The organism is Micromonospora sp. URMC 107 (assembly GCF_051386315.1).
Lineage (GTDB): Bacteria > Actinomycetota > Actinomycetes > Mycobacteriales > Micromonosporaceae > Micromonospora.
Genome location: NZ_JBPQTK010000016.1, coordinates 55,448 through 71,940, shown reverse-complemented (window position 1 = coordinate 71,940; position 16,493 = coordinate 55,448). Strand labels below are relative to the sequence as shown.

Annotated in this window: 7 protein-coding genes; 3 read left to right on the top strand and 4 right to left on the bottom strand. The window is 74.0% G+C overall.

Features of this window, described 5'->3' with window-relative positions; genetic code table 11:
* Nucleotides 1-153: 153 nt before the first annotated feature.
* The 3 genes from ACSNN9_RS06205 (at nucleotide 154) to ACSNN9_RS06195 (ending at nucleotide 6,524) form a co-directional block, all read left to right on the top strand.
* Nucleotides 154-1,089 carry an AraC family transcriptional regulator gene (locus ACSNN9_RS06205; RefSeq protein ID WP_436671705.1) on the top strand — a complete coding sequence of 312 codons (936 nt, stop codon included), beginning with the start codon at nucleotides 154-156 and terminating at the stop codon, nucleotides 1,087-1,089.
* Between the two features lie 295 nt (nucleotides 1,090-1,384).
* The gene (locus ACSNN9_RS06200) at nucleotides 1,385-5,548 is read left to right on the top strand and encodes a SpoIIE family protein phosphatase (RefSeq protein WP_436671703.1); all 4,164 of its coding nucleotides are present in this window, start codon (nucleotides 1,385-1,387) and stop codon (nucleotides 5,546-5,548) included.
* Nucleotides 5,549-5,771: 223 nt separating this feature from the next.
* Nucleotides 5,772-6,524: an HD domain-containing protein gene (locus ACSNN9_RS06195; protein ID WP_436671702.1), complete on the top strand. Its 753-nt coding sequence runs from the start codon at nucleotides 5,772-5,774 to the stop codon at nucleotides 6,522-6,524.
* 31 nt (nucleotides 6,525-6,555) lie between these two features.
* On the opposite strand, the gene ACSNN9_RS06190 is transcribed toward ACSNN9_RS06195, so the two are convergent.
* The 4 genes from ACSNN9_RS06190 to pglY are packed head-to-tail and all read right to left on the bottom strand — an operon-like array spanning nucleotide 6,556 to nucleotide 16,440.
* On the bottom strand, nucleotides 6,556-8,685 hold the full coding sequence (locus tag ACSNN9_RS06190) for a DEAD/DEAH box helicase (RefSeq protein ID WP_436671700.1): 2,130 nt from the start codon (nucleotides 8,683-8,685) through the stop codon (nucleotides 6,556-6,558).
* A gap of 14 nt (nucleotides 8,686-8,699) precedes the next feature.
* The gene (gene brxD, locus ACSNN9_RS06185) at nucleotides 8,700-10,013 is read right to left on the bottom strand and encodes a BREX system ATP-binding protein BrxD (RefSeq protein WP_436671698.1); all 1,314 of its coding nucleotides are present in this window, start codon (nucleotides 10,011-10,013) and stop codon (nucleotides 8,700-8,702) included.
* Nucleotides 10,010-12,745 carry a BREX-2 system phosphatase PglZ gene (gene pglZ, locus ACSNN9_RS06180; protein WP_436671696.1) on the bottom strand — a complete coding sequence of 912 codons (2,736 nt, stop codon included), beginning with the start codon at nucleotides 12,743-12,745 and terminating at the stop codon, nucleotides 10,010-10,012. The genes brxD and pglZ overlap by 4 nt, the downstream gene beginning before the upstream one ends.
* Nucleotides 12,742-16,440, bottom strand: a complete 3,699-nt coding sequence (gene pglY / locus ACSNN9_RS06175) for a BREX-2 system ATPase PglY (protein WP_436671694.1) — start codon at nucleotides 16,438-16,440, stop codon at nucleotides 12,742-12,744. Before pglY ends, pglZ begins: the two co-directional genes overlap by 4 nt.
* Nucleotides 16,441-16,493: the final 53 nt, after the last annotated feature.

Here is a 16,493-nt window from a genome sequence, read left to right as displayed (position 1 = left end):
CACCTGGCTAACCCCCTGACCCCCGCCCCCCGCCTCCGCGTCGATCATGGAGTTGTGGTGGGCGGTATGGGATGGTCTGCGGATTTTGTGGGGCACCACGACTGCATGATCGACGCGGAGATGGCCGGCGGGGGGAGTGGCTAGGATCCGGGGGTGGATCCGCTGACCGGGCTGTTGGACGGGCCCCGGGCCCGGGGCGCCTTCCTGCTCCGGTCGGTGCTGGACCCGCCCTTCGCGCTGCGCGTCGAGGACCGCGCCCCGCTGACCGTGGTGGCCCTGGTCCGTGGCGCGGCGTGGATCGTCCCCGACGACGGCGGGCCGGTCACGCTCGGGCCGGGCGACGTGGCGGTGCTGCGCGGGCCGGACGGCTACCTCGTGGCCGACGACCCGGCCACCCCGCCGCAGGTGGTCGTCCACCCCGGGCAGCGGTGCACCACGCTGTGGGGCGAGCCCCTGGCCGAGGCGCTGACGCTGGGCGTACGCACCTGGGGCACGGGCACGGGCACGGGCGGCTCCACGGTGCTGCTGACCGGCACCTACCAGCTGCCCGGCGAGCTGAGCCGGCGGCTGCTGACCGCCCTGCCGCCCCTGCTGGTGGTCGGCGGCGAGGAGTGGCGCAGCCCGCTGGTGTCCCTGCTCGCCGACGAGGTCACCCGGGACGCACCCGGGCAGGAGGCCGTCCTCGACCGGCTGCTCGACCTGGTGCTGATCGCCGCGCTGCGGACGTTTTTCGCCCGCCCCGACGCCGCGCCCGCCTGGTACGTCGCCGCCGCCGACCCGGTCGTCGGCCCGGCGCTGCGGCTGCTCCAGAACGACCCGGCCCGTTCCTGGACGGTCGCCTCCCTCGCCGCCGAGGTCGGGCTCTCCCGGGCGGCGCTGGCCCGGCGCTTCACCGAGCTGGTCGGCGAGCCGCCGATGACGTTCCTCACCGGGTGGCGGCTGGCGCTCGCCGCCGACCTGCTCCGCGAGCCCGACGCCACCCTGGGCGCGGTCGCCCGCAAGGTCGGCTACGGCAGCCCCTTCGCGCTGAGCAGCGCCTTCCGCCGGGTCCACGGCGTCAGCCCCCGCGACCACCGCCTCGCCCGCTGACCGGCCCGCGGATCGCCCGCCGACCGCGCGGACGGGTCGCCGTGACCGCCCGGACGGATCGCCCGCCGACTGCCACGGACGGGTCGCCGTGACCGCCAGGGACGGGGTCGGGTGGGTCAGTGACGGCGGGCGGGTCCCGCGCGGCGACGGCGTCCGCTGAGGTGCGGGTCGGGTCACGTCGATGGACGGTTCGGGCGTGACCGGTTGGGGAAAGTGTCCCCGGCGGGACGATGAGGGGCAGGGTACGGCGGCTGCCTGCGACCCGGAGACCAGCTCGGGGACAGGGGGGCCGGACGTGGAATCGGAGCAGCACGTCGCAGCGGCGGACGCCGGGGCGTCCGCCGACGCCCTCTTCGCCGGTGACGACCCGACCAGCGCCGCGCACCGGGCCACCGACTGGGCGGCCACCCCCCTGGGGCCGGTGGAGACCTGGCCGCCGGAGCTGTGCGCGGCGGTGCGCACGGTGCTGCCGTCGAAGATCCCGATGCTGCTGTGGTGGGGCACCGAGCTGGTGCAGATCTTCAACCACGCGTACACCCCGGTCCTCGGCGACAAGTACCCGGCCGCGATCGGCCAGCCGGGCGCGGAGTGCTGGGCCGAGGTCTGGACCGAGCTGGGCCCGCTGACCGACCAGGTGCTCGCCGGCGACGGCTCCACCTACGCGGAGAACCAGCTGCTCCTGCTCGACCGGCACGGCTACCTCGAGGAGACGTACTGGACCTTCTCCTACAGCCCGGTGCGCGCCGGGCACGGCCGGATCCCCGGCATCTTCGTGGCCACCACGGACGTCACCGCCCGGGTGCTGGGTGACCGGCGCCTGGAGACGCTGCGCGAGCTGGGCTCGGTCTCCATCGCGGCCGCGGACACCACCCGCGACGCCGTCCGGGCGTCGGCCCGGGTCCTCACCGGCAGCCCGGCCGACCTGCCCGCCGCGATGATCTACCTGCGCGCCGAGGGCGTGCCGCCGGAGAGCGACCCGGCCGGCCCCGCACCGGGCGGCAGCCCGTGGTCCGACGCGGACGACCTCGTCCTGGCCGCCTCGGTCGGCGTGGCCGACGACGCCGCCGCGGGCCCCGGCTGGCTGGCGCAGATCGACGAGGTCGCCCGCACCGGTCGCCCGGCGCGGGTACGGGGAGCGACCCTGCCCGGCGACCCCCGCGCCCGGGCCGGGGCCGTCGCCGGGGTGCCGGTGGACGAGGTGGTGGTGCTGCCCCTGCTGGCCACCGGGCACGCCCGCCCGGCCGGCGTGCTGGTCGCCGGCATCAGCCCCTTCCGGGAGCTGGACCAGGCGTACCGGGGCTTCCTCGACCTGGTCGCCAACCGGGTCTCGACGGCGCTGGGCGACGTGCTGGCGTACGAGGCGCAGCGCCGCCGCGCCGCCGCGCTGGCCGAGCTGGACGCCGCGAAGACGGAGTTCTTCACCGACGTCAGCCACGAGCTGCGCACCCCGCTGACGCTGATCGCCGGGCCGGTGCGGGAGAGCCTCGCCGACCGGCGGGAGCCGCTCCCGCCGGGCCAGCGCGAACGCCTGGAGCTGGTGCACCGCAACACCGGCCGGCTGCGCAAGCTCGTCAACGACATGCTCGACTTCGCCCGTCTGGAGAGCGGCCGGCTGGACGCGGAGCGGGCGGAGACCGACCTTCCGGCGCTCACCGCCGGGGTCGCGGAGTCGTTCGCGTACGCCATGCGCCAGGCGGGGCTGAGCTACCGGGTCGAGGTCGAGGCCCTGCCGCGCACCGCGTACGTGGACCGCGACATGTGGGAGAAGGTGGTGGTCAACCTGCTCTCCAACGCCCTGAAGTACACCCTGTCCGGGGCGGTGCGGCTGCGGCTGCGGGGCGACGACGAGCGCGTCACGCTGACCGTCGACGACACCGGCGTCGGCGTCCCCGCCGACCAGCAGCCGCTGCTGTTCCGCCGCTTCCACCGGGTGAAGGGTGCCGCCGGGCGGTCGCAGGAGGGCACCGGCATCGGGCTGGCGCTCGTGCAGGAGATGGTCCAGCTGCACGGTGGTGAGGTCAGCGTGCGCTCGGTCGAGGGCGAGGGCTCGACATTCACCGTCCGGCTGCCGTACGGCCGGGCCACCGCCGCGACCACGGCGCCCCACGAGCCGGCCCACGAGGCGTACGTCGCCGAGGCCCTGCACTGGCTCCCGGCGGCCGTGCCCGCCCCCGCGGACCGGACCGACGGCGACGCCCGGGACGCCGCGACGGTGCTGGTGGTGGACGACAACGCCGACCTGCGCGCGTTCCTGGCGAGCCTGCTCGCACCCCGCTACCGGGTGGTCGTCGCGGCCGACGGCCAGGAGGCGCTCGACCGGATCGCCGAGCGGGTGCCGGACCTGGTGCTGACCGACGTGATGATGCCCCGCCTGGACGGCTTCGGGCTGGTCCGGGCGCTGCGCGCCGACCGGCGTACGGCCGGGCTGCCGATCATCGTGCTGTCCGCCCGCGCCGGTGAGGAGGCGGCGGTGGAGGGGCTCCGGACCGGGGCCGACGACTACCTGGCCAAGCCGTTCTCCGCCGAGGAGCTGTTGGCCCGGGTGGGCGCGCACCTGGAGCTGGCCCGGTTGCGCAACGAGGAGGTGACCTGGCGGGCGGCGCTCATTGAGTCGTTGCAGGACGCGTTCGCCGTCGTCGACGCCGACGGCGCCCTGGTCGAGGCGAACGAGGCGTTCTGCCACCTGGTCGGCACCGCCCGGCTGGCGGCGCCGGTCGCGCCGCCGCACCCCTGGTGGCCGGAGGCCGACGCCGCGCCCGCCGACCGACGCCTGCTGATCGACGTGCTGCGCACCGCGCGGGGCTCCGACCGGGGGCGGGTCACCCTGCCGCTGCGGCACGCCGACGGGCAGCGGATCTGGGCCGAGGCGGTCTACAACTCGCTGCGGGAGCCGCGTACCGGCCGCCGCCTCTACGTCGCCACGCTGCGCGACGTGACCGCCGAGGTCCGGGCCGCCGCGCGGCAGTCCGCCCTGGCCGCGCTCTCCGGTCGGCTCGCCCGCGCCACCGACGTGGCCGAGGTGCTCGACGCCGGCCTGTCCGAGCTCTGCACCCTGCTGGACGGCACCCGCGGCCTGGCGGTCTGCGCCGACGCCGCCGGCACGCCGCTGGTGGTGACCCAGGGCCTGACGCTGACCGCGCAGGTGCAGCGGGCGCTCGACGGGCTGGCCGCGGAGGGCGAGCCGCAACTGGTCCTCGACGACGCGGGCCGGGTGACCGCGGTCGGGGCACGCGTCGAGCCGGGCGGGGCAGCCAGCGGGGTGTGGCTGGAGCTGGATCCGCCCCGGTCGGTGCCGACGGTGGACCGGCCGCTGGTGCGGCAGCTCTGCGCGGCGCTGGCCCAGGCGCTGGTCCGCGCGCGGGCCTTCGAGACCCAGCGCACGGTGGCCCTGGCCATGCAGCGGGCGATGCTCGGCCCGGTCGACCTGCCGGCCGGCTTCGCGACCCGCTACCAGCCGGCGGTGGCGCCGCTGGAGGTGGGCGGCGACTGGTACGACGTGGTCCAACTCTCCGGCGACCTCGTCGGCGTGGTGGTGGGCGACGTGGTGGGGCGGGGCCTGCGCGCCGCCACCGTCATGGGTCAGCTGCGCAGCGCCTCGCGCGCCCTGCTCCTGCAGGCCAAGAGCCCCGCCGAGGTGCTCTCCGCGCTGGACGACTTCGCCCGCATGGTGCCGGGCGGGGCCTGCACCACCGTCTTCTGCGCCATCATCGACCGCTCGCTGGGCGTGCTGCGCTACTCGTCGGCGGGCCACCCGCCGGGCATCCTGGTGCACCCGGACGGCTCCGCCGACCTGCTGACCCGCGCCGGGTCGGTGCCGCTGGCCAGCGTGGCGGTGCCCGGCCGGCCGGAGGCGGGGGCGCAGTTGCGGCCCGGCTCGACGCTGCTGCTCTACACGGACGGGCTGGTCGAGCGGCGTCGGGAACTGATCGACGCAGGCATCTCCCGGGCGGTCGCCGCGCTCACCCAGGGCCGCGAGCTGCCCGAGGGGGCGCTGGCCGACCGGATGGTCCGGGACCTGCTGCCCGACACCCGCAACGACGACGTGGCGGTGCTGGTCTACCGGCACCGCGAGCCGGCGGTCTTCACCGCGACGCTGACCGCCGACCCGGGCCAGCTCGCGCCGACGCGGGAGGCGCTGCGGGAGTGGCTGACCGGCCTCGGCATCGGCGAGGCGGACGTCGACGCGGCCCTGATCGCGGCCGGCGAGGCGTGCGCCAACGCGATCGAGCACGGCTACCGGTTCGCCCCGGACGCGTCGGTCACCGTCCGGGGGCGACTGCGCGCCGACCGGCTGGAGATGGTCGTCAGCGACACCGGCGGGTGGCGGGAGGCGACCCCCGACGACAGCGAGCGCGGCCGTGGCCGGCTGATCATGGCCCGGCTGATGGACGAGGCCGCCGTGGACGGCGGCGTCGACGGCACCACCGTACGCCTGGTCAAGCGCGTCTCCGGCACCTGAGGGGATGCCGTACGACGGGCGTGCCCGGTGGCCCGGCGTCGCGGTGCCGTCGGCCGCGCCGACGCGGGGCCCCGTCGCCCGCGGACGCGGGGATCGTCGGCGCGCCGCCGCGGGGCCCGGCAGTCGAGCGTTCCGGCGTCGGGCCGCCGATGGCTGCGGTTCCGGCGTCGGGTGGCCGACGCCAGGGGCCCCCGGCGCGGTGAAGATCGGCTATAAGTGGCGCATGGAGTTTCCCGCCTACCTGGCCACCATGCCGATGCACGCGATCACCGAGATCCACGGCGAGCCCGGCCTGCTGGCCCGGTTCCGGCTGGAGCTGCGCGCGTTCGACGAGGCCGCCCGGGCACGGCTCACGGAGGCCCTCGACCTGGCCGCCGAGCTGCACCGCGACGACCGGCGGGTACGCGAGCCCTACCTGAACCACCTGCTGCGGGTGGCGATCCGGCTGATGCACCACTACCAGGTCCGCGACGTCGACGTGATCGTCGCCGGCCTGCTGCACGACGCGGTGGAGGACCACCCCGACGAGCTGGCCGCCACGGCCTCCGGCGAATCTTCCGAGGCCCACGACGGCGGGGACGCCACCGCCGCCGCCTTGGCGGTGCTCGCGGAACGGTTCGGCCCGCGGGTGGCCCGCCTGGTCGGCGCGGTCACCAATCCGGCGTACGACCCGGGGCGGGACAAGCACGTCCAGTACCGGGAGCACGTGGCTGCCAGCCTGGACCGGGAGCCGTGGGCCCGGGTCATCAAGATCTCCGACTTCACGGACAACGGGGTGGGCGTCATCCACACCGTCGGCCCGAAGGTGACCTCGTCCGCCCGCAAGTACCGCCCGCTCGTGCCGGTCTACCGCGACCTCGTCACCCGGCCGGACACTCCCCTGTCGGCGCCGGTGAAGGAGCACATCCTCGGCCAGCTCGACCTGGCCGAGGAACGCTTCAGCGCCATCCTCGACGAACCACCCCACCCGAACTGACGGCGTCGGCCGTACATTGGTCCGGTCCGGGTCAGTCCGGGAGGTGGACGGTCCGGGTGGGTTCGGCGAGCACCGCGCGCGCCGCCGGCAGGTCGGCCAGCCGCGCGGCCAGGGTCGCCACCGCCAGCCGTTCGGGCAGCGCGGCGCTGAACTTGAGCCCGGCGAGGGCCTTCTCACTGATGTCCGGAAGGCAGAGCCGCTCGGCGGCGTCGGCCATGGCCGCCCGCACCGTGTCCCGGTCGACGTCGGGTCGCAGCCGGACCGAGGCGTCGTCGTACCGCTGGGTCGGATCGGCGATCTCGCTGAGGGTGGCGATCAGGGTGGCGTTGGCCCGGAACCCGGCCCACGTCCACCATTTCGTCTCGCCGTCGCCGTCGCGGGCGACCACCGTGCCGCCGGGATGGAGGAGGGGCGTGGCCTCCTCCCGCAACTGGGCGAGCCTGGTGCTGGCCCGCCCGGTGAGGGCGACCGGCGGGTCGGCGCCGAGGAGCACGTCGCGCATCGCCCGAACCATCCGGTACGACAGCCCTTGCGGGGAGCCGCCGGTCATCCAGAGCGCCCTGCCGCCGCCGTCGGCAGGCTCGACGAAGCAGCGCCGGCGCTTCCAGTCGATGTAGGTGACCCGCCAACTCCGCCCGGCGAGCAGCAACAGTCGAGGGCCCTGGACCTTCGCGGTGAGCAGCGCCGGATCGGTCCGCCCGATCTCGGTCCGACCGGAAAGCACGGTGAACTGCGGCGGGGCGGTGAACACCGCCAGCATGTCCATGAAGTGCCGGCGACCGAACCGCAGTTCCGCCTCCGGCCCGATGAAGAGCATCCCGGAGTCGACGTCGAGGTAGCCGTGATCGACGAGGTGCCGCACGATCACCTCGGCGCTCCTGTCGAAGGGCGCCAGTCCGTTCCACTCCCCCGGCCACACCTGGTCGCCGACGCGGTGCCGCTGGAGCGACAGCGCGAGCATCTGCTGGGCCACGATGTGCCGGGGCTCGGGTGGTGGCACGACCGCCTCGACCCACCCCTGGGACCAAAGGTGGAGCAGCCCGGCGGCGTGCAGCAGTCCCTCCCCGTCGAGCGCCAGAAAGAGGCAGTTCCGGCTGCTGCCGGGCCGCCGGCCGGTCCGGCCGATCCGCTGCAGGAAGGCGGCGACGCTGCGCGGAGCGTCGATCTGGATGACCCGGTCGAGGTCGCCCACGTCGATGCCCAGTTCGAGCGTGCTGGTGGCCACGATCACGCAGTCCCGCTCCTGCGCGAACGCCTCCTCGGCCCGCCGGCGCTCGTCCACGGAGAGCGAGGCGTGGGAGAGGAACGTCGTCACGTCGAGCGCCCGCAGCCGCTGACCGAGTTCCTCGACCAGCGCGCGGGAGTCGCAGAACACCAGCCGCTTCTCGCCCCGGTGCAGGGCCGCGATCACCTTGGCCGCGTTGTGCACGCTCCCGACGTAGTCCAACTCGATCTCACCGGCGGGGGGCGATGCCGCCGTCGTGACGCCAGCCGTGCCAATGCCCGGCGCCACCACCCGTGCCGGACGCTGGTCACGGCCGGCACCCTGCAGCCAGCCCAGCAGCTCGTCGGGATTTCCCACCGTCGCGGACAGGCCAACCCGTTGCACCGGGCGACCCGCCACCCGGGAGAGGCGTTCCAGGACGGCCAACAGGTGCCAGCCCCGGTCGTCCCCGGCGAACGCGTGCACCTCGTCGACCACGATCGCCCGGAGCTGCCCGAAGAACTCGTCGTGATCCACGGCGGCGCTGACCAGCATCGACTCCAGGGACTCCGGCGTGGTGAGCAGGACGTCGGGACGCTCGCGAAGGATCGTGCGGCGCCGTCCCATCGTCACGTCGCCGTGCCAGAGCGCGGCACTGCGGCCGAGCCAGCCGGTGTAGGTCTCCAGTCGGGGCAGGAGGTTGTTGAGCAGGGCCTTCAGCGGGCACACGTAGAGCACGGAGGTGCCCGACCAGTTCTCCTGCGCCATCCGGGACAGCAGCGGGAACACCGCCGCCTCGGTCTTGCCGCCCGCGGTGGGCGCAAGGAGCAGGGCGTCCTCGCCGGCCAGGAGCGGACGTACGGCGGCGTCCTGCAGCGGCCGCAGCGCCGGCCACTGCAAGGTGTTGACCACGTGGTGCAGTACGACCGGATGCAGCAGTTCGGCACCACTCGTCATCGCGGCCAGCGTTCCTACAGTTCGAGCGCGACCGCGTCGGCGCTGCTCGCGTTGCGCTCGACGTCGGTCATCTCGGTGGTGGTCAGGGTCAGCGCGTAGTGCTGCCGGGGGTCGAACTCGGGGAACTGGTCCACCCGGTCGAGCACCTCCCCCACCAGCTTCTTGAGGAACAGGCGCGGGGCCACCCCCACCTTGCCGCCCAGTCCGCCGGCGACCGCACGTGCCAGGTCGCCGAGATACCCGTCGTCGACGAGGCGGCGCACCCGGTCCGGGGCCGCCGACCCGTCCGCGTACAGGTCGCGGACCCGTCCGCCCAACTCGATCAGGGAGTCGACGGTGAAGCCGGGCAGCCGGATCTGCACGGCGCGCGGGTTGTCGAACCGGGCGTCCGTGGCGAAGTCGACGGCGAGCCGCTGCGCCAAGGGCGCGAGCCGCTGCACGCCCTGCGGTCCCTCGTAGAAGGCCGGGGTGCCGGTGATGATCAGGTACAGCCCGGGGAACCGTCCCGAGTGCACCTCGTCGATGAGCTGCCGCAGCGCGTTGAGCGCCTTGTCCCGGGCGTCGGAGCGGACGCGTTGCAGGGTCTCCACCTCGTCGAGCACGAGCAGCAGGCCGGGATGCCCGCTGTCGCGCAGCACGGCGAGCAGCCCCTGCAGGAAGCTCAGCGCGGCAAAGTGGTCGAGGTCCCCCTTGACACCGGCGACGCGGCGGGCGGCCGCCGCGACGTGCGGCTGACCGCCGAGCCAGGCGAGCACCGCGTCGGCCGTCGCGGGATCTCCGTCGAGGGTGGCGCGCCGGTAGCCGCGCAGGGCGGCGGCGAAGGCGGGGGCGCTCCGGCTGACGGCGGCGAGTCGCTGGTCGAGCAGCGCGGCGACCGCCCGGTCGAGGGCGTCGACGTCGTCGGGGGCAGCCTCGCCGGCAGCGAGGACGTCCTCCTCGAGTGCGTAGAACCAGCCGTCGACGACCGGCCGTAGCGCGCTCGGCGGGAACGTCGAGGTGCTCAGCCGCTCGGTGAGCCGGCGATAGACCGTCTCCAGCCGGTGCAGCGGGGTCTCGTTCTCGGAGACCTGCACCTCCGCCGCCGCGAGGTTGGCCCGTCGGGCGCGTTCGGCGATCCACCGGGTGAAGAACGTCTTGCCGGAGCCGTACTCGCCTCGGACGGCCTTGAAGACGGAGCCCCCGGCGGCGACGGTGTCGAGGTCCTCACCGACCGCGGTGCCGAACCGGTCGAGCCCCACCGCGAAGAGGTCCAGGCCGGCAGCCGGCACGGCACCCCGCCGCAGGGCGTCGATGACCTCCCTGCGGCGGGCGGGACTGACCGTGGTCACGGTTTCGCCCCTGGCAGCCCGAACTGCTCCCGCAGCAGCGCCAGGTCCAGCCGGACGGTCCGGTTGTCGTCGATCTGCGACAGGACGGGATAGTTGTCGACGTTCAGGATGCGCTGCAGCGTGGTGACGAATCCTCCCGCACGTACCGGTGCCTCACCGGCACGTTGCGCGAGGACCGCCACCGGCAGCATGCCCTTCGCGTCGACGAGCGCGCGCAGCGCCGCCTCGATCTTCCGCTCGTCGACGCGGCGCGGCGTCAGGCTGTGCTGAGCCTTGAACAACTCCGAGGCGAGCAGGACCGCCACCAGGTCCCCGTCGCCCGCCGGCGCCGCCGGGGTCGCGGTCGTCGCCTCGGGTACGTCGAACAGCGCGTCCCCGGTTACGGCCGGTGCCTTCCGGCGCGGCTTGGGCACGGGTGCCGACGTCACGGGCGCGGCGGCCGGTGCGGCGGTGGTCGCCTGCCACCACTGGGGCCGGCGAGCCTCGACGGGTGCCCAGCCGGCCGGCGGCTCGGCGACGTTCGGCAGCAGGAAGGCCAGCAGCGGAATGGTGACCTCGGCGAGCGAGGCGCCACCGTGGTAGCCCGCCTTACTGGGCCGGTAGCGCAGCAGCGGGTCCCACAACGCGATGATCCGCTTGCCATCCGCGACCACACGCGGGCCGGTCAGCTCGATCTCGCCCGGCGCGGTCGGGCCCGGGCCGGTCCGATGGCGGGCGGAGGCGGCGTCGGTGGCCTTGACGTGCTGGCCCTCGCGTTCCAGGACGTGCCCGTGGTCGCTGGTGACGACGATCGCGCGGCCGGAGGACCGCGCCTGGTCGAGCAGGCTGCGCAGGAACCCGACGTCGTCGAGCTGCCATCCGGCCTCGCCGCCCTCCCGACCGTGCGCCAGCGACTCGTCCACGGTGTTGATCACCACGGCGACCACGGGAGCCGGGCCCGCGACCGCCGCCGCCAACTCGCCGGCGAACACCTCGCCCGCGCCGCCCCGGGCCGGGCCCTTGTGGAAGATCCGCGAGCCCTTGCCCCAACGGCCCTCGGCGAAGAGCTTCTTCTCGTGCTCCTGGTTGCCGCTGCGCAGCGCGCCGGCGAAGAGTGAGGTCCGGGAGACGGCGGTCAGCGTGGGCAGCGCCGCCACGACGCCCCGGCGGCGTCCCGCGCCGGCTCGGGCCAGCGGGTCGTACTCAACCCAGTGCTGGGCCAGCTCGTCGCCGAGCTGCACCGCGACGGCGGCGCTCATGCCGTCGAGGACGACGAGCAGCACCGGCCGGTCGGCGCGGATCAGCGGCTCGACGACGCGCGGGAGGAGGTTCTCCACGGTGAGCAGCCCGCCGTCGTTGCCCGGGCCGGCGGTCGCCCAGGCGCCGAGGCGTCGGGCGAAGGCGCCGTCGAGCTCCCGGCGGCGCGCCTGTGCGCGATCGTGGATCTGCCGGAACGCCTGCTGCAACTCCGGGTGAGCGTCGTCGCCCGCCCAGACGTGGTTGAGCGCCAGGTCGGCCCAGCCCCACTCGGCGATCTGCCGATCCACTCCGTCCGCGACGCTCTCGGGCGGCGCCACGTCCGTGCCGAGCCAGCGTACGAGGCGCTGCGCCATCCGGATCCGCGTGATCCGCTCCGTCTCCGCCGCTGCCAGCCGGTGCTCGGCGAGGTGTCCGACCGCCCGCTCCAGCGCGGTGTCCGCCGCGTCGTGCAGCCCGGCGAGCAGGGCTCGGGCCGCGACGCCGATCCGCTGGTTGAAGCCGGTACGCAGGATCGAGCTGTGCCCGGCGCTGCCGGCCGCGTTGAACTGGACGAGCAGTTCCTCGGCGCGGTCGAGCACGGCGTGCCCCTGCCGCCGTACGTCCGCTTCGGCGGCGGCGAGCAGGCCGGTGACCACCTGTACGGTCGCCTTGGCGAAGCCCCGCACCGTCGCGTCGTCGTTGAGGCTGCCGAAGTACTGGTCGACCCGGCCCTGGGCACGTACCGCGTCAGCGCTGTCGGCGCTCCACAACGCGTCGCAGACCAGGCCGAGAGGTAGGGCCTCCTGGCCTCGCCCGGCCGCGGTCAGCGCGAACAGGGCCTTCGCCGGCCGGCCGAACTGCCCCACGAGCCAGCGGGACAGCCCGGCCTGTTCCTCCTCGCGCAGCAGCCCGTACGCCTCCACCGCGCCCGGTTCGGCGCTCCACCGCAACAACGCGGCGACGTCGAGAGCCTCCGGGCCTTCGCCCCGCCGGTCGAGGCCGAGGCGCACGGCGGCCAGGTGCCGCAGCGCGACGTCGCGGGTCAGCACGGCGGTGGCCAGCTTCGGCCAGCCCGCCGTCGGCATCGCGTCGAGCAACGCCACGCCGGCCCACGACTCCCGCTCCAGGGCGGGGTCCGGCAACTGCGCGCCGAAGGCGTCCACGACGAGGTCCCACGGCTCGACGGTGTGCACCCGCTCCCGGAAGATCCGGCTGCGGACGCCGTGGTGCAGCACGGACTCCGGGATGTCGGTGAGCAGCACCAGCACCTCGTCGCCGCGATCGGCGACAAGGTGCTCCCAGACGGCGAGCGGCGAGACGCACGGCTCGATCCGCGCCCGACGGCCGTCCGGTAACAGCATCGTCGGATCGTGCGGCCACGCGGGTTCGGCGCGCACCACCAGCACCGGGTACGCGTCGCCGTTGCGGTGCCGGTCGAGCTGCTGCGACACCTTCTGGCGCAACGCCGCCGGGCTGATCCGCAGCGCCTGGGCGGGGGCGGGTGCCTGGGTCACGAGACGATTCTCCAGCTCACCTCGATCGTGGCGCCCGAGTGGTCCGTCACGTACTGCTGCAGCTTGGCGGTCGCGTCCTCCAACTGCCCACCGACGATAAGGGCCTTGCCGGCTGGCGGCGGAGGCGGTGGAGGCGGGGGCGGGGGCGGCGGAACAACTTTGGTGGCCCTGCGGATCAACGCCACCGCGTCGGACTGGGCCCGGCGCAGGGCCGGGGACAGCGGGGCGGTCAACTCGTCGGCTTGGCCGACCCGGCGCAGTTCGGTGAGGATCGCCGCCGCCTCGGCGGCCCATGTGCCGCCGAGCCCGCTGATGATCTCGAAGTTGTCCCAGGACACGGCGGCAAGATCGGCGGACACCTGGGCCGCGCTCTTGATGCTCTTCCCGGTCCGGTCGGCCGGACCGCCGAGTTCGGCACGGGCGAGGCGCTCCACGGTCTCCACGGCCGAACGCGAGCCGGCCAGCCCCTCCAGCAGGTCTGCCGCGACACGGGCGGTGCCGAGCCGACCACCGGTCGACTCCGTGTCGATGCCCAGCCACCTCGCGTGTTGTTCGAGCCGGGCGACGAGCCCATGCGCCGCTTCGCGGTAGCGGTTCGCCTGGGTGACCAGGTCACGGCCGAACATCGCCACGAGCCGGCCCCGCCGCAACGCGATCGGCTGGAACCCGAAGATGGCCGCGGCGTGGGCACGAGCGGTGTCCCAGTCCTCCTGGCCGGGCAGGCGCTCCTCGCGCAGAGTGTGGTCGGCGGAGATCCGGCCCAGGTCGGGCGCCTGGACGAGTGGACTGCCGTGATGGTGGAACGCGCGGTCGGTCTGCTCGGCGAAGGTGGCCACGACAAGCTGCGCCACGATCGGGTCGAGGCCGCGCGCCTGCGGCTGGTCGATCCAGCGCAGCAGGTCGGCCACCCGCAGCTCTCCCGTGATGCCCTCAGCGGCGGCCCTGTGGTGGAAGTGCTGGGCCCACTGCCCCTCGATGACGAACGCGGCCTCGTGCATGGTGCCGAGCCCGAGCGGGTTGGCGATCCGGCGCAGCGTCTGCCGGTGGGCCCGGTCCACCTCGACCCGGCCCTCGGGCGACTCGACCGCCTGCCGGACGTGGTCGAGGACGACCTTGACCTCGGGCAGGCGTACGGCCTCGCCCTTGCGTTCGGGGTCGAAGTCCGGGTGGGCGGGGAACTGCTGGCTGAGCATCTGGTCGCCGAGGCTGCGCAGCGCGTCGTTGAAGGTGGCGCCCATCGGCAGCTTCGGCTCGAGGGCACGGGTGAGCGACTGGAGATGGTCGTCGAATCCGAGCTGCACGTCGGTGGGCTGCTTGGTGGCCAGCCCGTACGCCTGCCGCAGCACGGCCTGGATCTTGGCGGTCAGGGCGCTGCGCTGGTTGGTCAACGCGGCCTGCGCACGGCGCCGGTCGTCGGGGTTGAGGTGTTCGGCATGGCTGTCGAAGCGCTGGCCTTCGAGCAGTTTGTCGATGATGGCGAGCTTGCCCAGGTCGGTGCGGCGCTCGACGGTCAGCGCCGCCGGGATCCAGCAGACCGTCTGGGAGGTCGTCCGGCTGGTCAGCTCCTGCACCCGCTGTCGGTCGTCGGCGGGGCCGTGGCTGCCGTCGTCGAACGGGTAGTCGATGATCATGCGCCAGCCGGTCGGGTCGTTCGGATGGAACGCCTCGTCCCGGATGTCGTGCGGGTCGCGCACGTTGCCGTAGACCAGCTCGATGGCGCGGCGGCTCCCGCGCCAGGTGAGCCCGGCCTCGGCGAAGAACGAGTCGCTCCACGGCACGCCGAGCTGCTGCCAGAGCAGCCGCTGCACGAGATGCTTGCGGGCACCCTCGTTGTCGTAGTGCTTGGCGGTCGCCAGCACGCTGTCGACGTCGACGCCGACCAGTTCCAGGGAGACCACCGGGTCGTCGCCCTCGCCGATGCGGATCTCGGCGAACCGGCCCGCCCAGTCGGCGAGCTTGCGGCTGACCTGGGCGACCTCACCGCCGGGGATCGGGCTGGTGATGCTGCCGTGGTTGAGCGCCGACAGCCGCCGGGCGGTCAGGTTCCGCAACGCCGGCACGCTGGGCGCGAGCGCCGCCAGCAGCAGCGTCTTGACCAGCCGGTCGTCGCCAGTGAAGGCCCGGACCCGGCCCGTCGTCTCGGCAGGCTGCGGGTCGCCGCGGCGGGCCGCGTCGAGGTCGTCGTCGGTGAGGTCGTACTGGCCGAGGAGGTAGGGGCGCAGCTTCAGGTCGTAGAGCTTCTGGGCCATCTCGAACTCGGCCTTGAGCTTCTCGGTGAAGGGCTGGTCGCCGCCGCTGCTGATCACGTCGTAGAGGTCGCCGAGCGGCACGAGCTGACCGAGGCGCAGCGTGTCGCGGCGGTCGACCAGCAGCTGGCGCATCAGCTTCAGCGCGGTGCGGGAGCGCTGCAGCGCGCTGGAGACGTGCACGAGCGTGGAGAGGAACGCCGGGCTGAACGGGTACGTCGACCAGAAGGCGTCGATGTCGGCGCCGCTGCCGGAGTCGGTGCCGAGCAGGGTGTCGAAGACCTCCCGGCGTACCTTCGTGGTGGCGTCGAAGGCCCGGGCGATGGCCTCGCCGGCCGTGGTGTCGCGGGGTTTGAGCAGCCGGCGGCGGGCGATCTCCGGGAGGTTGCGGTCCTCCAGCTTGATCACGTCGAAGCGGCCGCTGGCCAGGTTGAGGGTGTCCTGGTAGCTCAGCTCGTTGGCACCGGTGACCTCTTCGCCGACGAGTTCGCGCAGGTCGCGCTGCCGGGCGATGAAGCTGATGACCGGGATGGGCCGGCGGGTGTCGCCGCCCTCGACGAAGTTGGTGATCTTCTGGATCTCACGGGAGACGAACTGCTGGTCGCCGATCGAGTTGGCCAGCCAGAGGATCAACTCGTCGAGGAAGAGGATCAGGCCGTGGTAGCCGAGTTCCTTGGCGTGGCGGCTGATTTCGGTCAGGCCCCGGTCGAGCGAGACGAACGCCTCGGCGTCCTCCCGCGCGTTGCTGAAGAAGCCCCTGTTCCAACTGGTCAGCAGGTCGTTGACCAGCTTGCGGCGCAGCTCGTCGTTGTACGCGCCAGCGAACGCCTCGTCGAGCCGCTCGGGCGTCCAGAAGGTCTCGCTCTCGCCCCACTCATCCTCGACGTCCCCGCCGGGCAGTCCCTCGATGAACTGCTTGTCGCCGATCTTCTCCCGCAGCGAGGCGGCCTGGTCCAGCAGCGCGTCGGTGCGGTGCACGGCCGGGATGGGCGCCTCGGGGTGCAGCGCGCGGACCCGGTCGACGTAGCCGCCGAGCACCCGCTGTTCCAGCGAGCGGGCGTCGAGCAGGTGGTACGGCACCAGCAGGAACTTGCGGCCGTCGAGCCAAACGCTGTGCTTGGCGACCAGCGGCGCGAACTCGTCCCGCCCCCGGGCGACGGACTCGCCCCGCAGCAGCGCGTGCAGCACCGCCATGAAGTGCGACTTACCGGAGCCGAAGGAGCCGTGCAGGTAGGCGGCCTTCGAGGCGTGCCCCTCAACCGCGGAGCGGATCAGCCCGAGCGCCTCGTCGAAGTTGCCGAGCAGCCGGTCCGTGACGACATAGTCACGGAGGGTGGCGTCGGCGTCGGCGACACTGTCGGCGAGCTTGAGCACGAAGTCGCTCGTGCTCGTGCGCTCCGGGATGTCGATGAACTCCCGGAGCAGCGGCGCGGGGCTGGGCGAAGACATGCCGCATACCGTACCGAGAAACGCGATGAGGATACCCACCGAGTCGACCAGGG